Origin of the sequence: Streptomyces sp. NPDC051664, from assembly GCF_044453545.1 — a bacterium.
Lineage (GTDB): Bacteria > Actinomycetota > Actinomycetes > Streptomycetales > Streptomycetaceae > Streptomyces.
This window is the reverse complement of record NZ_JBITCU010000003.1, coordinates 153,432-177,817: the sequence shown is the minus strand read 5'-3', so window position 1 is coordinate 177,817 and position 24,386 is coordinate 153,432. Positions and strand designations below refer to the sequence as shown.

Genomic DNA, 24,386 nt, shown 5'->3' with positions numbered 1-24,386 from the left:
GCTCCCAGCGTGCCGAATGACCCGGCCCTGTGCCAGGTGCCGCTTGTACCAGGATAAAGACACTCTGGTACCAGGCTGAAATTCGGGCGATCGTCGATACCGTGAGTGAATCCACCGTACGGACGCAGACATCCGCCCTCACCACCCGTGTGGTGCGGCACGACCATCCCATCCCGGTACTCGGCACGCTCGGACTGTTCACCGTGCTGATCGGTGCGGCCCTGCCGCTCATCGACTTCTTCATCGTCAATGTCGCCCTGCCGACGATCGACAAGGATCTGGCCGCGGGCCCCGCACTGCTCGAACTGGTCGTGGCGGGCTACGGACTCGCGTACGCCGTCCTGCTCGTCCTCGGCGGCCGGCTCGGCGACATGGCCGGGCGGCGCCGGCTCTTCCTCACCGGCATGGCGGCCTTCGCGCTCACCTCACTGGCATGCGGACTCGCCCCGGATGCCTGGACGCTCGTCGGGGCACGGGTGGCGCAGGGCGCCTCGGCGGCGCTGATGCTGCCTCAGGTGCTCGCCACCATCCAGGCCGCCACCTCGGGACACCGGCGGGCGCGTGCGATGAGCCTCTACGGGGCGACGGCCGGGCTGTCGATGGTCGCCGGCCAGATCCTCGGCGGCGTACTGGTCGCCGCCGCTCCGCTGTCGTCGGTGTTCGGCGAGAGTGCGGGCTGGCGGTCGGTCTTCCTGGTGAACGTGCCGGTGGCAGCGGTGGGACTGGTCCTGGCCGCGCGTGCGGTGCCGGAGACCCGCTCGGACCGGCCCGCGCCCATCGACGTACCGGGGACGCTGCTGCTCGCCGTTTCGCTGGTGACGCTGCTGGCGCCGCTGACTGAGGGACGGGCCGCGGGCTGGCCGGTGTGGACCTGGATCTCCCTCGCGCTGTTCCCGATCGCCGCGGCCGCCTTCTACCGGGTCGAACAGCGGGCCGACCGGCACGGACAGATCCCGCTGATCCCGCCGAGCCTGCTGCGTCTGGACTCGCTGCGGCGCGGTCTGGCGCTGGTGCTGCCGTTCTCGCTCGGCTTCGGCGGCTTCATGTTCGTCATCGCGGTGGCGCTGCAGCAGGGCCTGAAGATGGGTCCGGCGGCGGCCGGGCTGGCGTTGGCGCCGATGGCAGTGGCCTTCTTCGCGGCCTCGCTGGCCGGTCCGCGACTGGTACGGCGGTTCGGCAGCCGGGTCGTGACGGCGGGCGGGCTGATCCAGGGCGCGGGCGTCATGGTGCTCGCGGTCACCGTGTGGCTCGGCTGGCCCGACCTGGGGCTCCCGGCCCTGCTGCCGGGCGTCGCGATCGCCGGCCTCGGCCAGGGGCTGCAACTGCCGGTCCTGTTCCGCATCGTGCTCTCCGACGTGCCGGCCGAGCGGGCCGGGGTGGGCGGCGGAGTGATGACGACGACACAGCAGGCCGCGCTGGCCCTGGGCGTGGCCACGCTCGGGACGCTGTTCCTCGCCCTGGTCCCCGGATCGGGCATGCGGGACGCGCTGATCGTGGCGCTGCTGGTGCAGCTGGCGGCGGTGGCGCTGACGACGCTGCTGAGCCTGCGGCTGCCGCGCGCGGTGGTGTGAGCGCGCGGACGGACGCGGCACGGTTCAGCTACGACCGTGGGCCCGGATCACTCGATGTGATCCGGGCCCACGGTCGTACGGGTGATGAGAAGGCGTCAGCTCTGGGCCTGCCGGTTCTGCTCCGGGCAGTCGTCCGACTGTGCGGACTCGGCGGACTGCGCGCGCTCACGCATCTTGCGCAGCAGCTCCTGCTTCTGGTCGGCCGCCGTCTTGCGGTCGGCGTTGCGCGCGGTGCCCGCGCCCTGCTGCTCGGCGCGGGACAGCTTCTTGCGCTGCCCTCCGACGCCGAGAAGGTTGTTGCGGCTCTTGGCCACGGGGTTCTCCCATTCGTGGTGAGTCGTGAGGTCGTGAGCGACCTGGGATCGATCCGATGGGCGGCGGGCGGAGAGATTCCGGGCCCGCCGCGCTCTCACTCGTAGATCTGGAAGAACGAAGACATATGGGAACCGTACCCCGGCCGCACCGGGCCCAGCACCCGCTTTTCGGCCCGTCCGGGTGAAGCATCACAACGGTGGACTGACAGATATTGAAATCTGCCAGTCCGTGTGCCACAGTTGCGTACGGCCCGCCCTCTTTCCCCACGGGAGTCCCTCATGACCACCACTCGCACGCTCGGCTCCACCGGCCCGCAGGTCTCCGCACTGGGCCTCGGTTGCATGGGCATGTCCGCGCTGTACGGCGAGAGCGACCGCACCGAGTCGATCGCCACCATCCACGCCGCGCTCGACGCGGGCATCACCCTGCTGGACACCGGCGACTTCTACGGCATGGGTCACAACGAACTGCTGATCAACGAGGCACTGCGCACCGCTCCCGGCGCCGCTCGCGAACGGGCGCTGACCAGCGTGAAGTTCGGCGCGCTGCGCACGGTCGAAGGCGCCTTCACGGGGTACGACGGCCGCCCTGCCGCCGTGAAGAACTTCGCCGCGTATTCGCTCCAGCGGCTCGGCACGGACCACATCGACATCTACCGGATCGCCCGTGTCGATCCCGATGTACCGGTCGAGGAGACCATCGGTGCCATCGCCGAGCTGGTCGAGGCCGGCCATGTCCGCCACATCGGCCTGTCCGAGGTCGGCGCGGACACGATCCGCCGGGCGGCGTCGGTGGCCCCGATCTCCGACCTGCAGATCGAGTACTCACTGATCTCCCGGTCCGTCGAGGACGCGATCCTGCCGGTCTGCCGCGAGCTGGGCATCGGCGTCACGGCATACGGGGTGCTGTCGCGCGGCCTGATCAGCGGGCACTTCAGCCGTGACCGCGAGCTGACCCCCGGCGACTTCCGCGCCATGAGCCCCCGCTTCCAGGGCGGAAACCTCCAGCACAACCTCGATCTGGTCGACGCCCTGCGCAAGATCGCCGAGCAGAAGGGTGTCTCGGTGGCCCAGATCGCCATCGCCTGGGTGCTCGGCCGGGGTACGGACATCGTGCCGCTCGTCGGCGCCCGCCGCCGCGACCGGCTCACCGAGGCTCTCGGCGCCCTGGATGTCACGCTGGACGCCGCCGACCTCGCCGCGATCGAGGAGGCCGTCCCGGCAGGTGCGGCCGCCGGTGCGCGCTACCCGGAGAACCAGATGGCCCACCTCGACAGCGAGCGCTGAGCTCCGGGTACGGTCGTCGGGGTGCGGCCCCGCCGGGCAGCTCCCCGACCGGCGCCCTCCGAAAGGCAGCACAGACACCATGCCGTCAGCCGACCCACTGACCCCCGAGCGCATTCTCGAGGCCACCGAGGACGTGCTGCGCCGCTACGGCCCCGCCAAGGCGACGGTGGTCGACGTGGCCCGTGCGCTCGGCGTCAGCCACGGCAGCGTCTACCGTCACTTCCGTACGAAGTCGGCGCTGCGCGAGGCGGTGACCGCTCGCTGGCTGACCCGGACCGAGGTGGCCCTCACGGAGATCATCAACACGTCGGCGGAGCCGGCACCGGCGAAGCTGCAGCACTGGCTGACGGCACTGTTCGAGGCCAAGCGCCACAAGGCCGGTGACGACCCCGAGCTGTTCGCCACCTACATCGTGCTGATCGGCGAGAGCACGGTCGTCGAGGCGCACATCCGCGAACTGGTCGGCCAGCTGCGGGAGATCGTCGAGGAGGGCGTGCGCAGCGGGCAGTTCGCGGTCGACGATCCGGCGGTCGCCGCGCAGGCGGTCTTCGACGCGACGGCGCGCTTCCACGACCCGGCGTACGCCGCCGAGTGGCAGAACCCCGCGATCGGCGCCGAGTTCACTGCCGTCTCGGACCTGCTTCTGCGCGGCCTGCGCGCGTAACAGCGCTGCACACAGAGCCGGTCACGGCAGGCCGCCGGACAGCCGTCGGTCTCAGGCCGTCGGGTCGACCGTGGCCTGATGGGCCTCGGCGAGATGTTCCTCGGCCTTGAGCCAGGGCAGGAACTGCACGCCCTTGCGCCAGTCGCAGGTGTCGCAGCTCAGCTGCCGCTGGATCCCCGACTTCCGTACATGAACAACATGTTCACGGCCGTGCTGATCCCATCTGCTGACCTTGCTGGTGGTCATGGACGGCATCCGAGCCTCCTGTTGACGCGTGGTCGCGTGTGCCCAGTGTGCAACGAAGCCCCCGGCTCCGTACAAGGAACCGGGGGCTTCGCCATGGAACCGTGGTGCGTCAGCAGCCCAGCAGTCGGGCGCCGAGGTAGGCCTGGATCTGGTCCAGCGAGACGCGCTCCTGCTTCATGGTGTCGCGCTCGCGCACCGTCACCGCGTTGTCGTCGAGGGTGTCGAAGTCGACGGTGACGCAGAACGGCGTACCGATCTCGTCCTGACGACGGTAGCGGCGGCCGATGGCGCCCGCGTCGTCGAACTCGATGTTCCAGTTCTTCCGCAGGTCGGTGGCGAGGCCCTTGGCCTTCGGCGACAGCTGCGGGTTGCGGGACAGCGGCAGCACCGCGACCTTGACCGGCGCGAGGCGCGGGTCGAGGCGCATCACGGTGCGCTTCTCCATGACGCCCTTGGCGTTGGGCGCCTCGTCCTCGATGTAGGCGTCGAGGAGGAAGGCGAGCATCGAACGGCCGACACCGGCTGCCGGCTCGATGACGTACGGAGTCCAGCGCTCGCCGGCCTCCTGGTCGAAGAACGACAGGTCCGTGCCGGAAGCGGCGGAGTGGGCCTTGAGGTCGTAGTCCGTGCGATTGGCGACGCCCTCCAGCTCGCCCCACTCGCTGCCGCCGAAGCGGAAGCGGTACTCGATGTCAGCGGTGCGCTTGGAGTAGTGGGAGAGCTTCTCCTTCGGGTGCTCGAACCACCGCATGTTCTCCTCGCGCAGGCCCAGGTCCGTGTACCAGTTCCAGCGCTGCTCCATCCAGTACTCCTGCCACTGCTCGTCCTCGCCCGGCTTGACGAAGAACTCCATCTCCATCTGCTCGAACTCGCGGGTGCGGAAGATGAAGTTGCCCGGAGTGATCTCGTTCCGGAAGGACTTGCCCATCTGCGCGATGCCGAACGGCGGCTTCTTGCGCGAGGTCTGCTGCACCTGGCCGAAGTTGGTGAAGATGCCCTGCGCGGTCTCGGGGCGCAGGTAGGCGACCGAGCCGGAGTCCTGGGTCGGACCGAGGTGCGTGGAGAGCAGACCCGAGAACTGCTTGGGCTCGGTGAACGTGCCCTTGTTGCCGCAGTTCGGGCAGTTGAGGTCGGTGAGGCCGTTGACGGGCGGCTTGCCGTGCTTCTCCTCGTACGCCTCCTCCAGGTGGTCCGCGCGGAAGCGCTTGTGGCAAGAGGTGCACTCGGTCAGCGGGTCGGTGAACGTGGCGACGTGGCCGGAGGCGACCCACACCTCGGGGGCGAGGATGACCGACGAGTCGATACCGACCACGTCTTCGCGCGAAGTGACCATGTAGCGCCACCACTGGCGCTTGAGGTTCTCCTTGAGCTCAACGCCCAGCGGCCCGTAGTCCCAGGCGGCGCGCTGACCGCCGTAGATCTCACTGCAGGGGTAGACGAAGCCACGGCGCTTGCTCAGGCTGACGATGGAGTCGATCTTGTCGGCGGCCACGGTGCTCTCTTCATTACGACGACGACGAACGGCGAATGCTTCAGATTACCGGCGGGCACGCCCTCTGGATCAAATCGGTGCGCGTACAGATGGTGCGCAGGGCCTCCCACCGAGCTTGTTGACAATCGTTTCCACTTTTGTTGAAAATGAGTGTCATGAACGTACGCCGCCTCATACCCACCGCCGCTGTCGCCGGGGCCGTCGCCCTCGGTCTCACCGCGCTCTCCGCCTGCTCCACCTCCGACGCCGCCGAGAGCAAGAACGGGGACAAGCTGGATGTGGTGGCCTCGTTCTATCCCATGCAGTTCCTGGCCGAGGAGATCGGCGGGACCCATGTCTCGGTCACCACGCTGACCAAGCCGGGCGTCGAGCCGCACGACCTGGAGCTCAGCCCGCGGCAGATCGGCGGGCTCGGCGACGCCGACTACATCCTGTATCTCAAGGGTATCCAGCCCGCCGTCGACGACGCGATCGCGCAGTCCGGGGTCAGGAACTCCGTGGACGCGGCGAAGCTCACCACTCTGGAGGACCACGGCACGGAGACCGGCGGCGACGAGCACGGCCATGCGCACGAGGGCGAGGGGGCCGGGGCCGACCCGCACATCTGGCTGGACCCGGTGAAGTACGCCGAGGTCGCCAAGGGGGTCGGAAAGTCCATGGAGAAGGCCGACCCGAACCACGCCGCGGACTACCGCACCAACACGGACTCCCTGGTCAAGAAGCTCGACGCGCTGAACACGTCGTACGAGAAGGGCCTGGGCGACACCGCCACCAAGACGTTCATCACCACCCACTCCGCCTTCGGATATCTCGCCGAGCGCTACGGGCTCGTCCAGGAGGGCATCGCCGGCATCGACCCCGAGGCCGAGCCGAGCCCCGCCCGGATCAAGGACATCCACACCATCGCGGAGAAGAGCAAGGCCACCACCGTCTTCTTCGAGACGCTCGCCAGCGACAAGACCGCGAAGACCGTCGCCAGGGACACCGGCCTGAAGACCGACGTCCTCGACCCCCTCGAGGGAATCACCGCCAAGTCCAAGGGCGATGACTACATCGAGGTCATGCAGTCCAATCTCGCCGCGCTCCAGAAGGCGCTCGGCGCGAAGTGACCCACGCAACACCCGCCACGGCAGTATCGGAGACGCTCATGCCCGAGCCCCGAAGCACCAAGCCCGACCCCGTGATCACCCTGCGCGGAGCCACGGCCACGCTCGGCGCGCGCCCCGTACTGCGCGGCATCGACCTCACCGTGCGCCGCGGGGAGGTCGCCGCCCTGCTCGGCGCCAACGGCTCCGGCAAGTCGACCGCCGTCCGGTCCGTCATCGGCCAGGTCCCGCTCACCAGCGGCTCGGTCGAGCTGTTCGGCACCCCCCTGCGCCGCTTCCGCAACTGGGCGCGGATCGGCTACGTACCGCAGCGCACGACGGCGGCGAGCGGCGTTCCTGCCACGATCCGCGAGGTCGTCTCCGCCGGGCGGCTGTCCCGTACGAAGCTGGGACCGCTGCGCAAGGCGGACCGGGACGCCGTCGACCGGGCCATCGAACTCGTCGGCCTCGGCGACCGGGCCAAGGACTCGGTGAGTGCCCTCTCCGGCGGGCAGCACCAGCGCGTGCTCATCGCCCGCGCGCTCGCCGCCGAACCCGAGCTGCTGATCATGGACGAGCCGATGGCGGGCGTCGACCTGGCCAGCCAGGAGATCCTCGCCGAGACGCTGCGCGAGCAGGTCGCCACGGGCACCACCGTGCTGCTCGTGCTGCACGAACTGGGCCCCCTGGAGCCCCTCATCGACCGCGCGATCGTGCTGCGCGACGGCTGTGTGATGCACGACGGCCCGCCCCCGAAGGCCCTGGGCCAGCACGCGCTGCCGGGCCACGACCACGTACACCCCCACGCGGCTTCCGAGCCCGCCCGGACGGGACTGCTGACCTGATGACGGAATTCCTCCAGCCCCCCTTCATGCAGCGGGCCCTGCTCGCCGCCGTACTCGTCGGCGTCATCGCCCCCGCCGTCGGCATCTACCTCGTCCAGCGCCGCCAGGCCCTGATGGGCGACGGAATCGGCCATATCGCGATGACCGGTGTCGGCCTCGGCTTCCTGCTCTCCACCAGCCCGGTCTGGATGGCCACGGCCGTCGCCGTCGTCGGCTCCGTCGTCATGGAGCTGGTCCGCTGGTACGGGCGTACACGCGGCGACATCGCGCTGGCCATGCTGTTCTACGGAGGCATGGCGGGCGGTGTGCTGCTGATCAACCTCTCCGACACCGGCTCCAACGCCAACCTCACCTCGTACCTCTTCGGCTCGCTGTCGACGGTCTCGTCCGAGGACATCACCGCGATTTTCCTGCTGGCCGCCTTCGTGCTGCTGGTGACGCTGGGGCTGCGTCGCCAGCTGTTCGCGGTCAGCCAGGACGAGGAGTTCGCCCGGGTCACCGGGCTGCCGGTGCGTGCACTGAATCTGCTGATCGCGGTCACGGCGGCGGTGACCGTCACCGTCGCGATGCGCGTCGTCGGTCTGCTGCTGGTCAGCGCGCTGATGGTGGTGCCGGTCGCGGCCGCGCAGCAGATCTCGAAGTCCTTCAAGGTGACGTTCGTGCTGTCCGTCGTCATCGGCACGGCGGTGACCCTGGCCGGCACCGTGACCTCGTACTACCAGGACGTGCCGCCCGGCGCGACGATCGTGCTGCTGGCCATCGGCGTCTTCGTCGCCCTGACCCTGCTCGCCGCACCGCTCGCCGCACGGCGCGCCCGCCGCAGCGAAACGGCTACGGCGCAGTGCACCCTGGAAGGGAAGGCTCCGGATGTACCGGCTGCCCGACCGGCCTCGGATGACGTCCGGGTTTGACCCCGGCAAGCGGGCGGACTGGCACAATGGCCCGACACACGTACGGGCGACACGAGGAGGCACCTGTGGCGACGGCGCCGATCAGTGGAACGAACGCATCCCCGGTACGCGGCCGGTCGACCCGGCAGCGCGCCGCGGTGGCCGCGGCGCTCGACGAGGTGGACGAGTTCCGCAGCGCCCAGGAGCTGCACGACGTACTCAAGCACCGCGGTGACTCGGTCGGGCTGACCACGGTCTACCGGACCCTGCAGTCCCTCGCCGACGCGGGCGAGGTGGACGTTCTGCGCACCACCGACGGCGAGTCCGTGTACCGGCGGTGCTCGACCGGGGAGCACCACCACCATCTGGTGTGCCGGGTCTGCGGCAAGGCCGTCGAGGTCGAGGGGCCGGCGGTGGAGCAGTGGGCGGCGACGATTGCCTCGCAGCACGGGTTCGTGAACGTGGCGCACACGGTGGAGGTCTTCGGTACGTGTGCGGAGTGCGCGGAGTGCCCGACGGCGGGGTGACCGCTTGCGGGCTCCGCCCCCGGGCCCCCGCCCCTCACATGCCGGAGGGGCTTGATGCGGCCCGCTTCAGATGACGGTCGAAGATCTCGCGCAGGCGGTCCACATCGGCCGGGTCCTGGGCGCCACGCTTGGCCATCACGGTCAGGCCGACGGCATTCCTGTCTTCGCTGAGCATCACGAAGAGATCTGCTGTCTCCAGGTACCGCGGCTGCGCCTGCCACCTGACGACCGTGCTGGAGTTGTCGGTGTCGACGGTGACACCGGACTCCTCGATCCGTACCCGGAACTCGCCCTGCCGCCCCACGAACCGGAACAGCTGGCGCGCCATCAGCCACGGGCTCAGCAGCAGCACCGGGCCGCAGAACAGCAGCGCCGCCAGCAGGGGCACCGGAACGTCGGTGCCCCTCACCAGGGACAGTGCGGTGGCCACGACGGCACACCCCGTCGCAGCCACCCCCAGAATCCGCTGCCGCCGGCCCGCCGCACTGACCCGGTTGCGTGCGCGGAGCGCCATCGAGTAGTCCTGCAGCACCGGCCGGTATCTCAGCTCGACCGCGCCGTGCACGGTCTCCTGTCCTTCGGTCATGGCCCCTCCCCAGAGGTGTGATGAGCCGTGATCGTACCGGCAGGGTCAGACCGTCGGTTCCGCTTTTTCCGACGCTTCCACCGCGCCGCCGAAGCGCCGGTCGCGCTGGGCGTACTCCAGGCAGGCCCGCCACAGGTCGCGTCGGTCGAAGTCCGGCCACAGCACGTCCTGGAAGACCATCTCGGCGTACGCGCTCTGCCAGATCAGGTAGTTGGAGGTGCGCTGTTCACCGCTGGGGCGCACGAACAGGTCCACGTCCGGCATGTCCGGGTAGTAGATGTACTTCGCGAAGGTCTTCTCGTTGACCTTGGCCGGGTCCAGCTTTCCGGCCGCGACGTCCTCGGCAATGCGCTGCGCGGCGTCGGCGATCTCGGCCCGGCCGCCGTAGTTGACGCAGAAGTACAGCGTCATCTTGTCGTTGTCCTTCGTCTGCTCCTGGGCGACCTGGAGCTCCTGGACGACGGACTTCCACAGCTTCGGCATCCGGCCCACCCAGCGGATGCGGATGCCCAGTTCGTCCATCTCGTCGCGACGGCGGCGGATGACGTCCCGGTTGAAGTTCATCAGGAACTTCACTTCTTCCGGCGAACGCTTCCAGTTCTCGGTGGAGAAGGCGTACAGCGAAAGGTTCTTGACACCCATCTCGATGCAGCCCTTGAGGACGTCCATGACGACGCCCTCGCCGACCTTGTGGCCCTCGGTGCGCGGGAGGCCCCGTTCCTTGGCCCAGCGGCCGTTGCCGTCCATCACGACGGCGACGTGCTTGGGCACCAGCTCGCCGGGGATCTTCGGGGGCGTGGCCCCGGACGGGTGCGGCTCGGGAGTCTTGTATACACGCCTGTTACGGCCACCGAGGATCCCGCGTACTGCCATGAGCTGTCTCGTCTCCCTGTGCCTGCTGTGCCGGTCACTTCTCTACGTAACGCAGTGAGCGCAGTCCGCGCTCCAGATGCCAGTGCAGATAGGCGGACACCAGCCCGCTCCCCTCCCTGACATGCCGCGCCTCGCACGCGTCGGCCGTCTCCCAGTCACCGGTGAGCAGCGCGCTCAGCAGGGCGACGGCCTCTGCTGAGGGTACGACGCTGCCGGGCACCCGGCAGTCGCCGCATATGGCACCGCCCGCCGCGACGGAGAAGAATCGGTTCGGTCCGGGCATTCCGCACTTCGCGCAGTTCTCGAAGCTGGGTGCGTAACCGTTGACGGCAAGGGAACGCAGCAGGAAGGCGTCGAGGATCAGGTTCGGCGCGTGCTCCCCCCGGGCGAGGGTGCGCAGCCCGCCGACGAGCAGCAGATACTGCTGAACCGCGGGCTCGCCCTCGTGGTCGGTGAAGCGCTCGGCGGTCTCCAGCATCGCGGTGCCCGCGGTGTACCGGGCGTAGTCGGTGACGATGCCGCCCCCGTACGGCGCGATCGTCTCGCTCTGGGTGCACAGCGGCAGACCGCGGCCGACCAGTTCGCTGCCGCGCGCGAAGAACTGCACGTCCACATGGGAGAACGGTTCGAGGCGGGCGCCGAACTTCGACTTCGTACGCCGCACACCGCGGGCGACGGCCCGCACCCGGCCGTGGCCGCGGGTCAGGATCGTGATGATCCGGTCGGCCTCGCCCAGTTTCTGCGTGCGCAGCACCACGCCGTCGTCCCGGAACAAGCTCATGCGTCCATTGTCCTGTACGCACGCACCCGAGCGGGCCCGCCCCCGAAGACCGTACGGTTCGGCTTCCGCCGGCGAGGGAGCCCGATCACGCCGCGGGAGTCACGCCCGGCGCACATGGAGCGTTCGACCGGGGCGGGGGCGCGCCGGGGCACGGGGAACAGGCGCTAGGACGGGGTACGCGCCGCCGCGGCGAGCAGCCGGGCGGTGTCGTCCGCGCAGAGCTGCAGCGCCGCACCGACCGTGGTCAGCACCTCGCGCTCGGCCTGGCTGTACGGGCCGTCGGCGAGCGCGATCCTGGCACCCTGCAGCAGGATCGATTCACGTCCGGCGGGCGCCAGATGCGGGGCGAGAGGTTCCAGCGCCTCGTGGAGCTCGATGGCCAGGGCGGCGCCGCACGCCTCGGCCGCGGCGTCGAAGGCGGAGCCGTGGCCGATGTCGGCGGCGAGCACCTCGACGACGGTGGAGAGCTGCTCCTCCGTGCAGTCGTCGAACCCGGCGCTGCGCACGGTGGCCACCGCGGTCTCCAGGACCGTACGCGAGGTGGTGCCACCGGCGGCGAGGACGCCGAGGGCGACGGTGTGGACGGCGTCCCGGAGCATCGCGGAGAACCGGGTGGTGGTGGGGTGGTCGAGCGCGTCGGTGGCGAAGTGCGTGCGGCAGGCGGCGCATTCGACGACGGGGCCCACGGTGCCCCGGCGCAGCAGCGGCACGCCGAGCACGGTGAAGCGCCGACGGCCGGTGAGACGGCGGTAGTTGCGGTCGCCGCCGCAGCCGGGGCAGAAGAACTCGCCGTCGGCGACGGCGTCCCAGATGGTGCGGATGCCGCAGATACGCAGCTTCATGGCGCGTTGTCCCAGGGCTGACCGCACGTCGCACACCTCCGTAACGCTCCGGCAACATTGCCGTGTCGACGTGATGTTAACCACAGTCACGATGTGGCGTCAGCACCTCTGTCGTCACAACCGTCGGGAGATGGCCGAACCCCGCCCCCGGGAACCGGGTGGACGGGGTTCGGCGATCATGCGCCTGGTGCGCCCTTTCGGGCGCCGGGTCAGCGGGTCGCGCGGTTGACCGCGGAGACGACCGCCTTCAGCGAGGCCCGCGTGGTGTTGGCGTCGATGCCGATGCCCCACAGGACCTTTCCGTCGATCGCGCACTCGATGTACGAGGCGGCCTGGGCGCTCGCACCCTCGCTCATCGTGTGCTCGGTGTAGTCCAGCAGACGGGCGTCGATGCCGATGGCCTGCAGCGCTTCGAAGAACGCGGAGATCGGACCGTTGCCGGAACCGGTCAGCACGGTGTCCGCGCCGTCCACGGTCGCGTCGACGGTGATCGTGTCCCGGCCGTCGGAACCGGTCGTCGTCTGACCCGAGCGGATCTGTACGCGGCCCCAGGCGTTCTCCGGGTTGGGCAGGTACTCGTCCTGGAACGTGGACCAGATCTGCGTCGGCGTGACCTCGCCGCCCTCGGCATCGGTCTTGGCCTGAATGATCCGGGAGAACTCGATCTGCATCCGGCGCGGCAGGTCCAGCTTGTGGTCGTTCTTCAGGACGTAGGCGATTCCGCCCTTGCCGGACTGCGAGTTGACCCGGATGACGGCCTCGTACGAGCGGCCGACGTCCTTCGGGTCGATCGGCAGGTACGGCACCGCCCACTCGATCTCGTCGACGGTCTTGCCCTGGGCGGCCGCGTCGGCCTCCATGGCGTCGAAGCCCTTCTTGATGGCGTCCTGGTGGGAGCCGGAGAAGGCGGTGTAGACCAGGTCGCCCGCGTAGGGGTGGCGCGGGTGGACCTCCATCTGATTGCAGTACTCGCTGGTGCGGCGGATCTCGTCGATCTGCGAGAAGTCGATCTGCGGGTCGACACCCTGCGAGAACAGGTTCATACCCAGCGTCACCAGGTCGACGTTGCCGGTGCGCTCGCCCTGGCCGAACAGACAGCCCTCGATCCGGTCCGCGCCGGCCATGATGGCCAGTTCGGCGGCGGCGACGGCGGTGCCGCGGTCGTTGTGCGGGTGGACCGACAGGCAGATGTGCTCGCGGCGCGACAGGTTGCGCGACATCCACTCGAACCGGTCCGCGTGCGTGGACGGCGTCGAACGCTCCACGGTGGCGGGCAGGTTGAGGATGATCTCGCGGCCCTCCTCGGGCTGCCAGACGTCACAGACGGCCTCGCAGACCTCCAGGGCGAAGTCCAGCTCGGTGTCGGTGAAGATCTCCGGACTGTACTGGTAGCCGAAGATCGTCTCGTCGTCGAGGATCTTCTCCGCGTACTCCATGACCAGCCGGGTGCCGTCCACCGCGATCTGCTTGACCTCCTCCTTCGAACCGCGGAAGACCACGCGGCGGAAGGTGGGGGCGGTGGCGTTGTACAGGTGCACGGTGGCGCGTCGCGCACCGACCAGTGATTCAACAGTTCGCTCGATCAGCTCCTCGCGGGCCTGGGTGAGGACGGAGATCGTCACGTCCTCGGGGATCGCACCCTCTTCGATGATGGAGCGGACGAACGCGAAGTCGGTCTCGCCGGAGGACGGGAAACCGACCTCGATCTCCTTGTAGCCCATGCGCACGAGCAGGTCGAACATCTCGCGCTTGCGGGCCGGCGACATCGGGTCGATCAGCGCCTGGTTGCCGTCACGCAGATCGGTGGACAGCCAGCGGGGCGCCACGGTGATCCGGTTGTCCGGCCAGGTGCGGTCGGGGATTTCGACGGCCTCGTACCGGCCGTACTTGTGGATCGGCATCCCGGACGGCTTCTGCAGCGCGGTGGCGTTGGTGATCGGCGTGGGGCGGCCTACGGAGTTCTCGGCAGACGTCCAGGCGGGATTCACGGCGGTCATGGCGTACGGCTCCTCGGGGTCCAGCAATGGGACGGCCGACTGTGTCGCTGCAGCACCAGACTCCGCGGGGAGGGGGTCGGCCTACGACTACAGGCCCTCGCCGCGGCAGCTAAGAAGAAGCAGCCCGTAACGCATGATGCAACGAGACTAACCGAGGGGAGCCTGGGACGTCGGTCCGTATCAGTATGCGGGACCGGGTGCCGGTAACGGGTAAAGAGTGATCAGTCACTCCATTTCGTCAATCCTGATGGCAACCAGTGACATGACGGTGACGCGATGTCACAGTCGGATCCATGCAGCCTCGACCTCAGCACGGGTTCCACCCCGTCTTCTGCACGATCGTGCCGCCCCATGTTCTCGACAAGCTGTCACAGGCCGACGACCCCGGTCTCTCCGGTCCGGCCCGCCGCACCCTGGAGGGCGACGCCGCCCGGCGCACCCGCCGCCAGATGACCACCCTCGTCCCCTCCGTGCCCACCGTGGCGACGGGGACGGAGTCCGACAAGCCCGAGCGCATCCTGTACGACTGCCGGCACGGCACGCAGCTGCCGGGCTTCAAGGTCCGCTCCGAGGGGGAGCAGCCGACGCAGGACGCGAGCGTCAACCGTGCGTACGCGGGGCTCGGCGCCACCTTCGAACTGCTGCTCACGGCGTACGGCCGCCGTTCGATCGACGGCAACGGGCTGCCGCTGATCGGCTCCGTGCACTACGACGAGCAATACAACAACGCGTTCTTCGACGGCGAGCAGATGGTCTTCGGCGACGGGGACGGGGAGATCTTCCTCGACTTCACCGTCGCCATCGATGTGATCGGCCACGAACTGACGCACGGCCTCACCCAGTACACGGCCAACCTGAGCTATTTCGGCCAGTCCGGCGCGCTCAACGAGTCGATGTCCGACGTCTTCGGCTCCCTGGTCAAGCAGTACTCGCTGGGCCAGACCGCGGACCAGGCCGACTGGCTGATCGGCGCCGGGCTGCTGGCCCCCCGGGTCCAGGGGGAGGCCCTGCGCTCGATGAAGGCGCCGGGAACGGCGTACGACGACGACGTGCTCGGCAAGGACCCGCAGCCCGCGTCGATGGAGGACTACATCCACACCACCGAGGACAACGGCGGTGTACATCTGAACTCCGGCATCCCGAACCGCGCCTTCTACCTGCTGGCCACGGCGCTCGGCGGCAACGCGTGGGAGCGGGCGGGCCGGCTCTGGTTCGACGTGCTCACGGGCGACGGACTGGCCGGGGACGCGGACTTCTCGGACTTCGCCCGCCTGACGGTCGAGGCGGCGAAGGACCGCTACGGCGAGGGCGACGAACTGGAGGCGGTACGGAAGGCCTGGTCGGAGGTCGGCGTGCCGTCTGCGTAGCCCCGAGAGCAAGCCCCCTCACATCTCCCCGATGCCTTTGAGGCCATGGGGGGATTGAGGAGCGAAGTCCGGGGCAGAGCCCGGGGAGCAACCCGAGAGGAGTCGGACCTTGCGCATCGAGGTAAGTCGCACCGGCGGTTTCGCCGGCATCGCACGCCACCGCGAGGTCGACACCTCGGGCCTGGCCGACGCCGCCGACTGGGAGGCCCTGGCCGAATCCGCCCTCGCGGACGGCCGGGGCACCCCACCACCCGGGGTGCCGGACGGCTTCCGGTACCGGATCACGGTCGGCGACCGCACCGTCCACTGCGCGGATCCGCATCTGACCGACGCGCAGCGCGCACTGGTCTCACGCGTCCTCAAGGAGGGCGCGTGAGACCGGTGCGCAGCTGACCCGCCTCAGAATCCGAGCTTGCGCAGCTGCTTGGGATCGCGCTGCCAGTCCTTGGCGACCTTCACATGAAGGTCCAGGAAGACCGGCGTACCGAGCAGCGCCTCGATGTGCTTGCGGGACTTCATACCGACCTCCTTCAGCCGCTTGCCCTTCGGGCCGATGATGATGCCCTTCTGGCTGGGCCGCTCGATGTAGACGTTCGCGTGGATGTCGAGCAGCGGCCTGTCCGCGGGACGGTCCTCGCGCGGCAGCATCTCCTCGACGACGACCGCGATGGAGTGCGGCAGCTCGTCGCGTACGCCCTCGAGCGCGGCCTCCCGGATCAGCTCCGCGACCATGACCATCTCGGGCTCGTCGGTGAGGTCGCCCTCCGGGTACAGCGGCGGGCTCTCGGGGAGCAGCGGGGCGATCAGGTCGGCGAGCAGGTCGACCTGGCTGTCCTTCACGGCGGAGACCGGGATGATCTCGGCCCACTCGAAGCCGAGCTCCTCGCCGAGGCGGGAGACGGCGAGCAGCTGTTCGGCGAGCAGCTTGGAGTCGACCAGGTCGGTCTTGGTAATGATCGCGATCTTCGGGGTCTTCTTGATGCCCGCGAGTTCCTTGACGATGAACTTGTCGCCGGGGCCGAGCTTCTGGTCGGCGGGCAGGCAGAAGCCGATGACGTCGACCTCGGCCCAGGTGGTGCGCACGACGTCGTTGAGCCGTTCGCCCAGCAGGGTGCGCGGCTTGTGGAGGCCGGGGGTGTCGACCAGGATCAGCTGCGCATCCTCGCGGTGCACGATGCCGCGCACCGTGTGCCGGGTGGTCTGGGGCCGGTTGGAGGTGATCGCCACCTTCTGGCCGACCAGAGCGTTCGTAAGGGTGGACTTGCCCGCGTTGGGGCGGCCCACGAAGCAGGCGAAGCCGGCCCGGTGGGGGGCGTTGTTCTCAGCCTGCTGCGCAGCAGCTTCTGGGTTAGGTCGAGCGCTCATGGCGCCCATTGTCCCCGATCCGGGCGGCCCTGCCGCACAGCGGGCCGCCACATGGCTTCCCGGGCGTCGTCCGGGCCGTACGGGTGCGGCTCCGACGGGCCCCGATACGGGATGACGGCCCGGCTCCTTCCGGTTCCCGGGACCCGCGGCCGGGTGCGCTCAGCGTCACGGCCCGCCGTCAGCCGGCCGTCACGCTGAGCCGGAGCACACCGTCCGGCCCGGCCAGCAGCACCGGGGTCGCCGGCCCGCCCAGGTCCCGTACCGCCGCACGGTCCGCGTCCGACGGGGCCTCGGCCTCGGAGACGATCGCGGCCGCCTCCAGGGAGGTCGCTCCGCTGGCCACCGCCATCGCGACGGCGGTCTGCAGCGCACTGAGCCTCAGCGACTCCAGCTGCACGGTCCCCGCGACATACGTACGCCCGGTCTCGTCCCGTACGGCCGCGCCCTCCGGCACACCGTTGCGGGCGCGGGCACTGCGCGCCAGCGTGACGATCTTGCGGTCCTCGGGGCCGAGGTCGGTGCTCTCAGTCATGTGCCGAGCATACGAAGCGGGTGACTTGTTCCCCGCTCCGCCCCCGCAGAGGGCTACGCCCGGTCCAGCCGCAACCGTTCCGCCCGAGGCAGCCCCGCCACCACCAAGTCGTACGAGTCCTCGATCAGCTCCCGCAGCAACCGTCCCGGCACCGCGGACACCGTCACCGTGTTCCAGTGCCGTTTGTTCATGTGCCAGCCCGGCACGATCGCCGCATACTCCTCCCGCAACCGCACCGCGTCATCCGGATCGCACTTCAGGTTGACCGTCAGCGGCCGCGCGTCCAGCGTGCTGAGCGCGAACATCTTGCCGAGCACCTTGAACACCGAGGTCTCCGGTCCGAACGGAAACTCCTCGACGCTCGCGTTGAACTCCAGGCAGAACGCCCTCAGCTCCTGCGGAGTCATTCCGCCTTCGCCTCCTCCGGCCCCACCGGCTCCACCAGCACCGTGACGATCTTGTTCCGGCGCCCCGCCGGAGACTCCGCCGTCAGCCGCAGCCGACGCCCGTCGGGCAGGTCGACGACCGCCGACGCCCCGGCGATCGGCACCCGGCCCAGTGCCTTCGCGAGCAGCCCGCCGACTGTTTCCACGTCCTCGTCGTCGTACTCGTCGAGGTCGAACAGGTCTCCGAGGTCGCCGATGTCGAGCCGGGCGGTCACCCGGAAGCAGTCGTTCTCCAGCACCTGGACGGGCGGCAGTTCGCGGTCGTACTCGTCGGTGATCTCGCCGACGATCTCCTCGAGGATGTCCTCGATCGTGACGATCCCCGCCGTACCGCCGTACTCGTCGATGACGACGGCGACATGGCTGCGCTCCTGCTGCATCTCGCGCAGCAGATCGCCGGCGTTCTTCGTGTCCGGCACGAACGCGGCCGGCCGCATCGCCGTGGAGACCAGATCGGCTTCCGACTCCCGGTTGATGTGCGTCTTGCGGACGAGGTCCTTGAGGTAGACGATCCCGACGATGTCGTCCTCGTTCTCCCCGGTGACCGGGATCCGCGAGAACCCGGAGCGCAGGGCCAGGGTCAGCGCCTGCCGGATCGTCTTGTACCGCTCGATGCAGACCAGGTCCGTCCGCGGCACCATCACCTCGCGTACGAGCGTGTCGCCGAGCTCGAAGACGGAGTGCACCATGCGCCGCTCCTCGTCCTCGATCAGCGACTCCTGCTCGGCGAGGTCGACCATCGCCCGCAGTTCGGCCTCGCTCGCGAACGGGCCCTTGCGGAAACCCTTGCCGGGTGTGAGCGCGTTGCCCAGCAGGATCAGCAGTTGTGGGATCGGGCCCATGATCCTGGCCAGTGGCAGCAGGACGTACGCCGCGGCCGTCGCCGTGTTCAGCGGGTGCTGCCGGCCGATGGTCCGCGGCGAGACGCCGATGGCGACATAGGAGACGAGGACCATCACGCCCATCGCGACGGCCAGCGCCTCCCAGGTCTCCGCGAACTCCTTCAGGCAGGCGTACGTGACGAGCACCCCGGCCGCCATCTCGCAGGCGACCCGCACCAGCAGGGCGACATTGAGATAGCGGGTCGGGTCGGCCGCGACCTGTTCCAGCTTGTCGCTGCCGCGCCGCCCGGACCGGACGGCCTCGGCGGCCCGGAAGCTCGACATCCGGGCGATGCCCGCCTCGGCGCAGGCCGCCAGCCAGCCGACGACGATCAGCAGGACGGCTCCGGTGATGAGGGGGACGCTCACGACACGGTCGGGGCGGGTGACGGACCGGTCAGGCCGTGCTCGGCGCGCCAGCTGTCGACGATCGCCGCCTGGAGACCGAACATCTCGGCCTTCTCGTCCGGCTCCTCATGGTCGTACCCGAGGAGATGCAGCACTCCGTGGACGGTGAGGAGCTGGAGCTCCTCGTCCATGGAGTGCTGGGTCTCCGCGTCCTCGCCCTGCTTCTTCGCCACCTCGGGGCAGAGCACGATGTCACCGAGGAGGCCCTGCGGGGGCTCCTCGTCGTCCTTGGCCGGCGGACGCAGTTCGTCCATCGGGAAGGACATGACATCCGTCGGACCCGGCAGGTCCATCCACTGGATGTGGAGCTGCTCCATGGCGTCGGTGTCCACCACGATCACCGAGAGTTCGGAGAGCGGGTGGATCCGCATCCGTGCGAGCGCGTAGCGGGCGATGTCGAGGATCGCCTGCTCGTCGACCTCGGTTCCGGACTCGTTGTTGACGTCGATCGACATGGTGCGCTGCGACTACTTCCCGTTGTGGCTGTCTCGGTTGTCGTACTTCTCGTACGCGTCGACGATACGGCCGACCAGCTTGTGCCGGACGACATCCTGGGAGGTGAGCCGGGAGAAGTGCACGTCCTGGACACCGTCGAGGATGTCCTGGACCTGACGCAGCCCGCTCTTCGTGCCGTTCGGCAGGTCCACCTGGGTGACGTCACCGGTGACGACGATCTTCGAGTCGAAGCCGAGGCGGGTCAGGAACATCTTCATCTGCTCGGCGCTGGTGTTCTGCGCCTCGTCGAGAATGATGAACGCGTCATTGAGCGTGCGGCCGCGCATGTACGCCAGCGGAGCCACCTCGATCGTGCCCGCCGCCATCAGCCGCGGGATCGAGTCGGCGTCGAGCATGTCGTGCAGCGCGTCGTAGAGCGGGCGCAGATACGGGTCGATCTTGTCGAAGAGCGTGCCGGGCAGGAAGCCGAGTCGCTCCCCCGCTTCGACGGCGGGCCGGGTCAGGATGATCCGGCTGACCTGCTTGGACTGCAGGGCCTGGACCGCCTTCGCCATGGCGAGGTAGGTCTTGCCGGTGCCGGCGGGTCCGATACCGAAGACGATCGTGTGCTTGTCGATCGCGTCCACGTACCGCTTCTGGTTGAGCGTCTTGGGGCGGATCGTGCGACCGCGGCTGGAAAGGATGTTCTGGGTGAGCACCTCGGCGGGAGTCTCGCCCTGCGGCTCCCCCTGACCGTTGCTGCTCGCCCGGAGCATGGCGATCGAGCGTTCCACTGCGTCCTCCGTCATCGGCTGCCCGGTGCGGAGCACGAGCATCATCTCGTCGAACAAGCGCTGGATCAGGGCGACATCGGCCGCGTCCCCGATGGCGCTGATCTCATTGCCCCGGACATGGATATCGGCGGCCGGGAACGCCGTTTCGATCACGCGCAGCAGCGAGTCACCCGATCCCAGGAGCATCACCATGGGGTGTGCGGCCGGGATCCTGATCTGGGCACGCGCCTGCGGCTGTGTGGGTGTCTGAGTCATGGGCCGGCCCTCGGGCCTGCACATACCTCCCGTTGCAGGGTTCTCGCTGCTCGACAACCTCTGGATTACCAAGCGTACGACTCCGCACCGACAACACCGAGGGCTTTTTCGTACGCATGACGAACACGCGTGCGCGCATCCCTCTGTGTCACGCCGGTCTGCGGAAGCCGATCGTGGGCACGGCCCGGCGCAGCGGCCAGGCCCGGGCGGCCGCGGGCAGCAGGTGCTCCAGGAACGCGTACCGCTGCAGCGCCGCCGGATCCTGGCCGTCGCAGGTGCGGACCCGCTGCCACCAGGCGGCGATCTCCGCCCAGCCCGGCGCCGACAGGGACCCGCCGAACTCCTGCACGGAGAGTGCCGCGGTCAGGCCGGCGAAGGCCAGCCGGTCGGCCAGCGGCCAGTCCGCCAGGGTGCCGGTGACGAAACCGGCGACGAAGACGTCGCCCGCCCCGGTCGGATCGAGCGCCTCGACCTCGATCGCGGGCACCTCGGCGGTGACGCCGGTCGCCGCGTCCACCGCGTACGCGCCCTCCGCACCGAGCGTGACGACGGCGAGCGGCACCCGCTCGGCCAGGGCGCGGGCGGCGGCGCGCGGGCAGTCGGTGCGGGTGTAGCGCATCGCCTCCTCCGCATTGGGCAGAAAGGCCTGGCAGTGCTCCAGGTCGGGCAGCGCGTCCAGGTCCCACCGGCCGGTCTCGTCCCAGCCGACATCGGCGAAGATCCGGGCGCCCTGCCGGGCCGCGATGGCCACCCACGGTTCGCTGCGGCCGGGAGCCAGTGAGGCGACGGCGGCGCGGGCGCGCGGCGGGCAGTGCGGGAACGTCCGGTTCGCCCGGGTGGCGGGCGGCGGGGCCTCATGGCCGTGCGAGACCATCGTCCGCTCGCCCTCGTACGCCATCGACACGGTCACCGGCGAATGCCAGCCGCGGACGGTGTGCGACATCGACAGGTCGATGCCCTCGCCCTGCTCGAGGGCGTCCCAGCAGTACTCCCCGTAGTGGTCGTCACCGAATGCCGCTGCGAGCGAGGTGTGCAGTCCGAGTCTGGCGAGTGCGGTGGCCATGTTGGCGACCCCGCCGGGGCTGGAGCCCATGCCGCGCGCCCAGGACTCGGTACCGCGCACCGGAGCGCTGTCCAGGCCGGTGAAGACGATGTCGAGGAAGACCGTGCCGGTGAGGAACACATCGCAGGCCGGGTCCTGCGGGGCGCGCAGTCCGTCCAGTGGGTCGATGCCTGGATTGTCTGTGCTCACCTTGCACTCCCCGGTCGTGGCAGATCCCGCCAGTGTGCCCGATACGCGCACGCATCCGGAGGGCCCGCGCCGCCGCGCCGGGAGGGCGTACGGCCGGCATGCGCATACGCACACTGACCCGCGTAAACATACGCTGCTACCCGGCCCGTGAGACTATAAACGCAAATGTGACCCAGATCACACGATGGTGCCTTTCGGTCGGCTGTGCGCACTTGATACAAATTGGCGCGCGAGCATCGCCGTCGGCGTCACCGACGGGTGCGCCGCTTCCCCTCGCATTTTCCCGCATCGCCCTCCCCTGCCTTCTTCGGCATGTCTTCAGGAACTCCCATGTCCTCGCGCCCGCGCCCCGCGTGGCCCCTGGTCGCCGTGTTCACCGCCGGTTACCTCGCCGCCTATCTGCTCCCCACCCTCGTCGCCAGGCTCTCCACCCATCTGGGCCTCAGCGCGGCCCAGGCCGGTCTGGTCGGCAGCGCCCTGCTGCTGAGTTCGGCCGGCGCCGGGTTCTCGCTGGCCGGCCGGGTCGAGGCGTACGGACTACGCAGACCGGCACGGATCGGGCTGCTCCTGGCCGTGGCGGGGTACGGCTGCGCCGCGCTGACGGCCTCCGTTCCGCTGGTGGTCATGGGCGCGATGATCGGCGGCTTCGGCTCCGGTACGGCGACGGCGGTGGCCGCGGCCGGCATCGCCGCGCAGCGCGATCCGCACCGCACCTCGTCCCTAGGACTGCTCAGCGTCTCCGCGACCGCGGGCGTCCTCTATCTGACGATCCCGCACCTGGGCGGCGGCCACCGGCTGCCGTTCGCCTCGATCGCTCTGGTCGCCCTGCTCGTCTGGCCCGCCACCGCACGGCTCGGCGGCTCGGCGGCCACCGGTGCCGGCACGCCCGCCTCCGGGCGGCTGCCGCACCGCCGCTCCGGTCTGGTGCTGGCGGGCGGCATGCTCGTCTGGTCCATGGCACAGAACGCGCTGTGGGGGGTCAGCAGTCGGATCGGTGTGGTCCAGGCCGGGCTCTCCGAGGTCACCGTCGGCGCGGTGTTCGCCGCCGCGCTCGGCGCAGGGCTGCTCGGTGTGATGGGTGCCGGGGTGCTGGGCGCACGGCTCGGCCGGGCCGTACCGATCGGTCTCGGGACGATGATCATCGCGGCCAGCATCGTGCTCAGCTCGTCGGCTGGCGGCCTCGGTTCGTTCGCCGCCGGCGAGATCACGTGGAACACCGTCTACCCGGTGGTCCTGTCGTATCTGATCGGTCTGGCCGCGGCCCTGGACGTACGCGGACGCTGGGCGGTCCTTGCGGGCTCCGCGTCGTCCGTCGGCGTGGCCTGCGGCCCGGTCCTCGGCAGTGTGCTGTCCGAGGTGGCCGGCTATCCGGTGATGGGCCTGATCCTGGGCGCCGTGACGCTGCTGGTCGCCGCCCCGGTCACAGCCGTCGCCCTGCACACCGGTGGCCGTCCGCTGGTGCCCGGTTCGGTCCGCCGCCGGGGCGGTGCTCCCGCGGCCCTGCTCGCCGCCACCACCGGCACGCTGTCCGGTGCGGTGCCGAAGATGGGATCGCCCGAACAGGCCGTCACGGAGATCAGCGTGCCCGCACTGCGCCGCAGGCGCCTCGGCAGGAACGCGTTCCGGACGGCCGGTCCGTCGGGTGCGAGCGGTCAGTCGAACGCGTACGCCTCGACCTCCGACAGATAGCGCGACCTGCGCTCCTCGTCGTGGTCGAGGAAGGCCGCCTCGAAGGAGTTGCGGGCCAGCGTGCGCAGCTGCTCACGCTCCAGGCCGAGCGCCTCATGGACGGCGTGGAAGGTGTCTCCGACGTATCCGCCGAAGTAGGCGGGGTCGTCGGAGTTCACCGTGCAGACCAGCCCGGCGTCCAGCATGGCCCGCAGCGGGTGGTCCTCCAGGGTGTCGACGGCGCGCAGCCGCACGTTGGACAGCGGGCAGAGTGTGAGCGGCACCCGCTCGGCGACGAGCCGCTTCACCAGCTCCGGGTCCTCCATGCAGCGCAGCCCGTGATCGATGCGCTCGACCCCGAGGATGTCGAGCGCCTCCCGGATGTACTCGGGCGGGCCCTCCTCGCCGGCGTGTGCGACCTTCCGCAGCCCGAGCGCCTCGGCCGCCTCGTACACCTCACGGAACTTCACGGGCGGATGCCCGACCTCCGCCGAGTCGAGGCCGACGGCGCTGATCCGGTGCAGATAGGGCTTCGCGGCGTCGAGGGTCTCCAGGGCCGACGCAGCGGACTGGTCGCGCAGGAAGCACATGATCAGCTGGGTGGAGATGCCGTGCTTCTCCTCGCTGCGGTCGAGCGCCCGGCCGAGTCCTTCGACGACGGTGCCGATCGGGACGCCACGGGCGGTGTGCGCCTGCGGGTCGAAGAAGATCTCCGCGTGGCGCACGCCCTGGGCGGCGGCGCGGGTGAGATAGGCGTCGGCCAGTTCCTCGAAGTCCTGCTCCGTGCGCAGGACGGCCATCAGCGCGTAGTACAGGTCGAGGAAGGTCTGCAGATCGTCGAAGAGATAGGCGGTGCGCAGCTCTTCGGTGTTCGCGTACGGCAGCTCCACGCCGTTGCGCGCGGCGAGGACGAAGGCCAGCTCGGGTTCGAGGGTTCCTTCGATGTGGAGGTGGAGTTCGGCCTTGGGGAGTTGCACGGGTTT

At 69.6% G+C, this 24,386-nt stretch carries 26 protein-coding genes; 10 read left to right on the top strand and 16 right to left on the bottom strand.

Annotated features, from left to right (window positions below; translation table 11 throughout):
• Nucleotides 1-101: 101 nt before the first annotated feature.
• On the top strand, nucleotides 102-1,571 hold the full coding sequence (locus tag ACIA8E_RS06905; protein ID WP_399295314.1) for an MFS transporter: 1,470 nt from the start codon (nucleotides 102-104) through the stop codon (nucleotides 1,569-1,571).
• Between the two features lie 95 nt (nucleotides 1,572-1,666).
• Here the strand turns inward: ACIA8E_RS06905 and ACIA8E_RS06900 are convergent, their stop codons facing one another.
• Entirely contained in the window at nucleotides 1,667-1,885 is a 219-nt protein-coding gene (locus ACIA8E_RS06900) for a DUF6243 family protein (protein WP_399295312.1), read from the bottom strand.
• A 279-nt stretch (nucleotides 1,886-2,164) separates the two neighbouring features.
• Between ACIA8E_RS06900 and ACIA8E_RS06895 the strand changes: the two genes are divergently transcribed.
• Together ACIA8E_RS06895 and ACIA8E_RS06890 are read left to right on the top strand one after the other, a co-directional pair.
• Nucleotides 2,165-3,172: an aldo/keto reductase gene (locus ACIA8E_RS06895; RefSeq protein ID WP_399295310.1), complete on the top strand. Its 1,008-nt coding sequence runs from the start codon at nucleotides 2,165-2,167 to the stop codon at nucleotides 3,170-3,172.
• A 79-nt stretch (nucleotides 3,173-3,251) separates the two neighbouring features.
• Nucleotides 3,252-3,836 (top strand): TetR family transcriptional regulator, encoded by a 585-nt coding sequence (locus ACIA8E_RS06890; RefSeq protein ID WP_326603650.1) that lies wholly within the window; start codon nucleotides 3,252-3,254, stop codon nucleotides 3,834-3,836.
• Between the two features lie 51 nt (nucleotides 3,837-3,887).
• On the opposite strand, the gene ACIA8E_RS06885 is transcribed toward ACIA8E_RS06890, so the two are convergent.
• Nucleotides 3,888-4,091, bottom strand: a complete 204-nt coding sequence (locus tag ACIA8E_RS06885) for a hypothetical protein (protein WP_030921017.1) — start codon at nucleotides 4,089-4,091, stop codon at nucleotides 3,888-3,890.
• A 100-nt stretch (nucleotides 4,092-4,191) separates the two neighbouring features.
• The gene (locus ACIA8E_RS06880) at nucleotides 4,192-5,574 is read right to left on the bottom strand and encodes a glycine--tRNA ligase (protein ID WP_399295307.1); all 1,383 of its coding nucleotides are present in this window, start codon (nucleotides 5,572-5,574) and stop codon (nucleotides 4,192-4,194) included.
• Between the two features lie 155 nt (nucleotides 5,575-5,729).
• Between ACIA8E_RS06880 and ACIA8E_RS06875 the strand changes: the two genes are divergently transcribed.
• From ACIA8E_RS06875 to ACIA8E_RS06860, 4 genes are all read left to right on the top strand, one after another.
• Nucleotides 5,730-6,683 carry a metal ABC transporter substrate-binding protein gene (locus tag ACIA8E_RS06875; protein WP_399295305.1) on the top strand — a complete coding sequence of 318 codons (954 nt, stop codon included), beginning with the start codon at nucleotides 5,730-5,732 and terminating at the stop codon, nucleotides 6,681-6,683.
• Nucleotides 6,684-6,721: 38 nt separating this feature from the next.
• On the top strand, nucleotides 6,722-7,504 hold the full coding sequence (locus ACIA8E_RS06870) for a metal ABC transporter ATP-binding protein (RefSeq protein ID WP_326603652.1): 783 nt from the start codon (nucleotides 6,722-6,724) through the stop codon (nucleotides 7,502-7,504).
• On the top strand, nucleotides 7,504-8,415 hold the full coding sequence (locus ACIA8E_RS06865) for a metal ABC transporter permease (protein WP_399295302.1): 912 nt from the start codon (nucleotides 7,504-7,506) through the stop codon (nucleotides 8,413-8,415). Before ACIA8E_RS06870 ends, ACIA8E_RS06865 begins: the two co-directional genes overlap by 1 nt.
• Nucleotides 8,416-8,480: 65 nt before the next feature.
• Nucleotides 8,481-8,921, top strand: coding sequence for a Fur family transcriptional regulator (locus ACIA8E_RS06860; protein WP_030921032.1), 441 nt, complete (start codon nucleotides 8,481-8,483; stop codon nucleotides 8,919-8,921).
• Between the two features lie 34 nt (nucleotides 8,922-8,955).
• Here the strand turns inward: ACIA8E_RS06860 and ACIA8E_RS06855 are convergent, their stop codons facing one another.
• The 5 genes from ACIA8E_RS06855 to leuA all read right to left on the bottom strand — a co-directional run bounded on the left by ACIA8E_RS06855 (nucleotide 8,956) and on the right by leuA (nucleotide 14,000).
• Nucleotides 8,956-9,507 carry a YcxB family protein gene (locus tag ACIA8E_RS06855; protein WP_399295300.1) on the bottom strand — a complete coding sequence of 184 codons (552 nt, stop codon included), beginning with the start codon at nucleotides 9,505-9,507 and terminating at the stop codon, nucleotides 8,956-8,958.
• 45 nt (nucleotides 9,508-9,552) lie between these two features.
• Nucleotides 9,553-10,380 carry an isoprenyl transferase gene (locus ACIA8E_RS06850; protein ID WP_383928597.1) on the bottom strand — a complete coding sequence of 276 codons (828 nt, stop codon included), beginning with the start codon at nucleotides 10,378-10,380 and terminating at the stop codon, nucleotides 9,553-9,555.
• Nucleotides 10,381-10,414: 34 nt separating this feature from the next.
• Nucleotides 10,415-11,161: a DNA repair protein RecO gene (gene recO / locus ACIA8E_RS06845; protein WP_399295298.1), complete on the bottom strand. Its 747-nt coding sequence runs from the start codon at nucleotides 11,159-11,161 to the stop codon at nucleotides 10,415-10,417.
• A 164-nt stretch (nucleotides 11,162-11,325) separates the two neighbouring features.
• Entirely contained in the window at nucleotides 11,326-12,003 is a 678-nt protein-coding gene (locus ACIA8E_RS06840; RefSeq protein WP_399295296.1) for a TerB family tellurite resistance protein, read from the bottom strand.
• Nucleotides 12,004-12,212: 209 nt separating this feature from the next.
• Nucleotides 12,213-14,000: a 2-isopropylmalate synthase gene (gene leuA / locus ACIA8E_RS06835; RefSeq protein WP_399295294.1), complete on the bottom strand. Its 1,788-nt coding sequence runs from the start codon at nucleotides 13,998-14,000 to the stop codon at nucleotides 12,213-12,215.
• A 293-nt stretch (nucleotides 14,001-14,293) separates the two neighbouring features.
• Between leuA and ACIA8E_RS06830 the strand changes: the two genes are divergently transcribed.
• Complete coding sequence (locus ACIA8E_RS06830; protein ID WP_399295292.1) at nucleotides 14,294-15,367, top strand: M4 family metallopeptidase; 1,074 nt, start codon at nucleotides 14,294-14,296, stop codon at nucleotides 15,365-15,367.
• Nucleotides 15,368-15,476: 109 nt separating this feature from the next.
• Nucleotides 15,477-15,743 carry a protealysin inhibitor emfourin gene (locus tag ACIA8E_RS06825; RefSeq protein ID WP_399295290.1) on the top strand — a complete coding sequence of 89 codons (267 nt, stop codon included), beginning with the start codon at nucleotides 15,477-15,479 and terminating at the stop codon, nucleotides 15,741-15,743.
• 23 nt (nucleotides 15,744-15,766) lie between these two features.
• Here ACIA8E_RS06825 and era read toward each other — a convergent pair whose 3' ends face one another.
• The 7 genes from era to ACIA8E_RS06790 form a co-directional block, all read right to left on the bottom strand.
• Nucleotides 15,767-16,741 carry a GTPase Era gene (gene era, locus ACIA8E_RS06820; RefSeq protein WP_313937205.1) on the bottom strand — a complete coding sequence of 325 codons (975 nt, stop codon included), beginning with the start codon at nucleotides 16,739-16,741 and terminating at the stop codon, nucleotides 15,767-15,769.
• Nucleotides 16,742-16,910: 169 nt separating this feature from the next.
• On the bottom strand, nucleotides 16,911-17,264 hold the full coding sequence (locus ACIA8E_RS06815) for a cytidine deaminase (RefSeq protein ID WP_267005264.1): 354 nt from the start codon (nucleotides 17,262-17,264) through the stop codon (nucleotides 16,911-16,913).
• A gap of 53 nt (nucleotides 17,265-17,317) precedes the next feature.
• On the bottom strand, nucleotides 17,318-17,671 hold the full coding sequence (locus ACIA8E_RS06810; RefSeq protein WP_399295287.1) for an MmcQ/YjbR family DNA-binding protein: 354 nt from the start codon (nucleotides 17,669-17,671) through the stop codon (nucleotides 17,318-17,320).
• A complete protein-coding gene (locus ACIA8E_RS06805; RefSeq protein ID WP_399295286.1) occupies nucleotides 17,668-18,960 on the bottom strand; it encodes a hemolysin family protein in 1,293 nt (430 codons plus the stop codon). Before ACIA8E_RS06805 ends, ACIA8E_RS06810 begins: the two co-directional genes overlap by 4 nt.
• A complete protein-coding gene (gene ybeY / locus ACIA8E_RS06800; protein ID WP_399295284.1) occupies nucleotides 18,957-19,454 on the bottom strand; it encodes an rRNA maturation RNase YbeY in 498 nt (165 codons plus the stop codon). The genes ACIA8E_RS06805 and ybeY overlap by 4 nt, the downstream gene beginning before the upstream one ends.
• Before the next feature lie 12 nt (nucleotides 19,455-19,466).
• On the bottom strand, nucleotides 19,467-20,483 hold the full coding sequence (locus ACIA8E_RS06795) for a PhoH family protein (RefSeq protein ID WP_399295282.1): 1,017 nt from the start codon (nucleotides 20,481-20,483) through the stop codon (nucleotides 19,467-19,469).
• A gap of 148 nt (nucleotides 20,484-20,631) precedes the next feature.
• Nucleotides 20,632-21,735 (bottom strand): PfkB family carbohydrate kinase, encoded by a 1,104-nt coding sequence (locus ACIA8E_RS06790; RefSeq protein ID WP_399295280.1) that lies wholly within the window; start codon nucleotides 21,733-21,735, stop codon nucleotides 20,632-20,634.
• Nucleotides 21,736-22,065: 330 nt separating this feature from the next.
• Here ACIA8E_RS06790 and ACIA8E_RS06785 point away from each other — a divergent pair, with 330 nt between their 5' ends.
• Nucleotides 22,066-23,424: an MFS transporter gene (locus ACIA8E_RS06785; protein WP_399295278.1), complete on the top strand. Its 1,359-nt coding sequence runs from the start codon at nucleotides 22,066-22,068 to the stop codon at nucleotides 23,422-23,424.
• Here ACIA8E_RS06785 and ACIA8E_RS06780 read toward each other — a convergent pair.
• Nucleotides 23,388-24,380 (bottom strand): adenosine deaminase, encoded by a 993-nt coding sequence (locus ACIA8E_RS06780; RefSeq protein WP_399295276.1) that lies wholly within the window; start codon nucleotides 24,378-24,380, stop codon nucleotides 23,388-23,390. The genes ACIA8E_RS06785 and ACIA8E_RS06780 overlap by 37 nt on opposite strands.
• Between the last annotated feature and the right edge of the window lie 6 nt (nucleotides 24,381-24,386).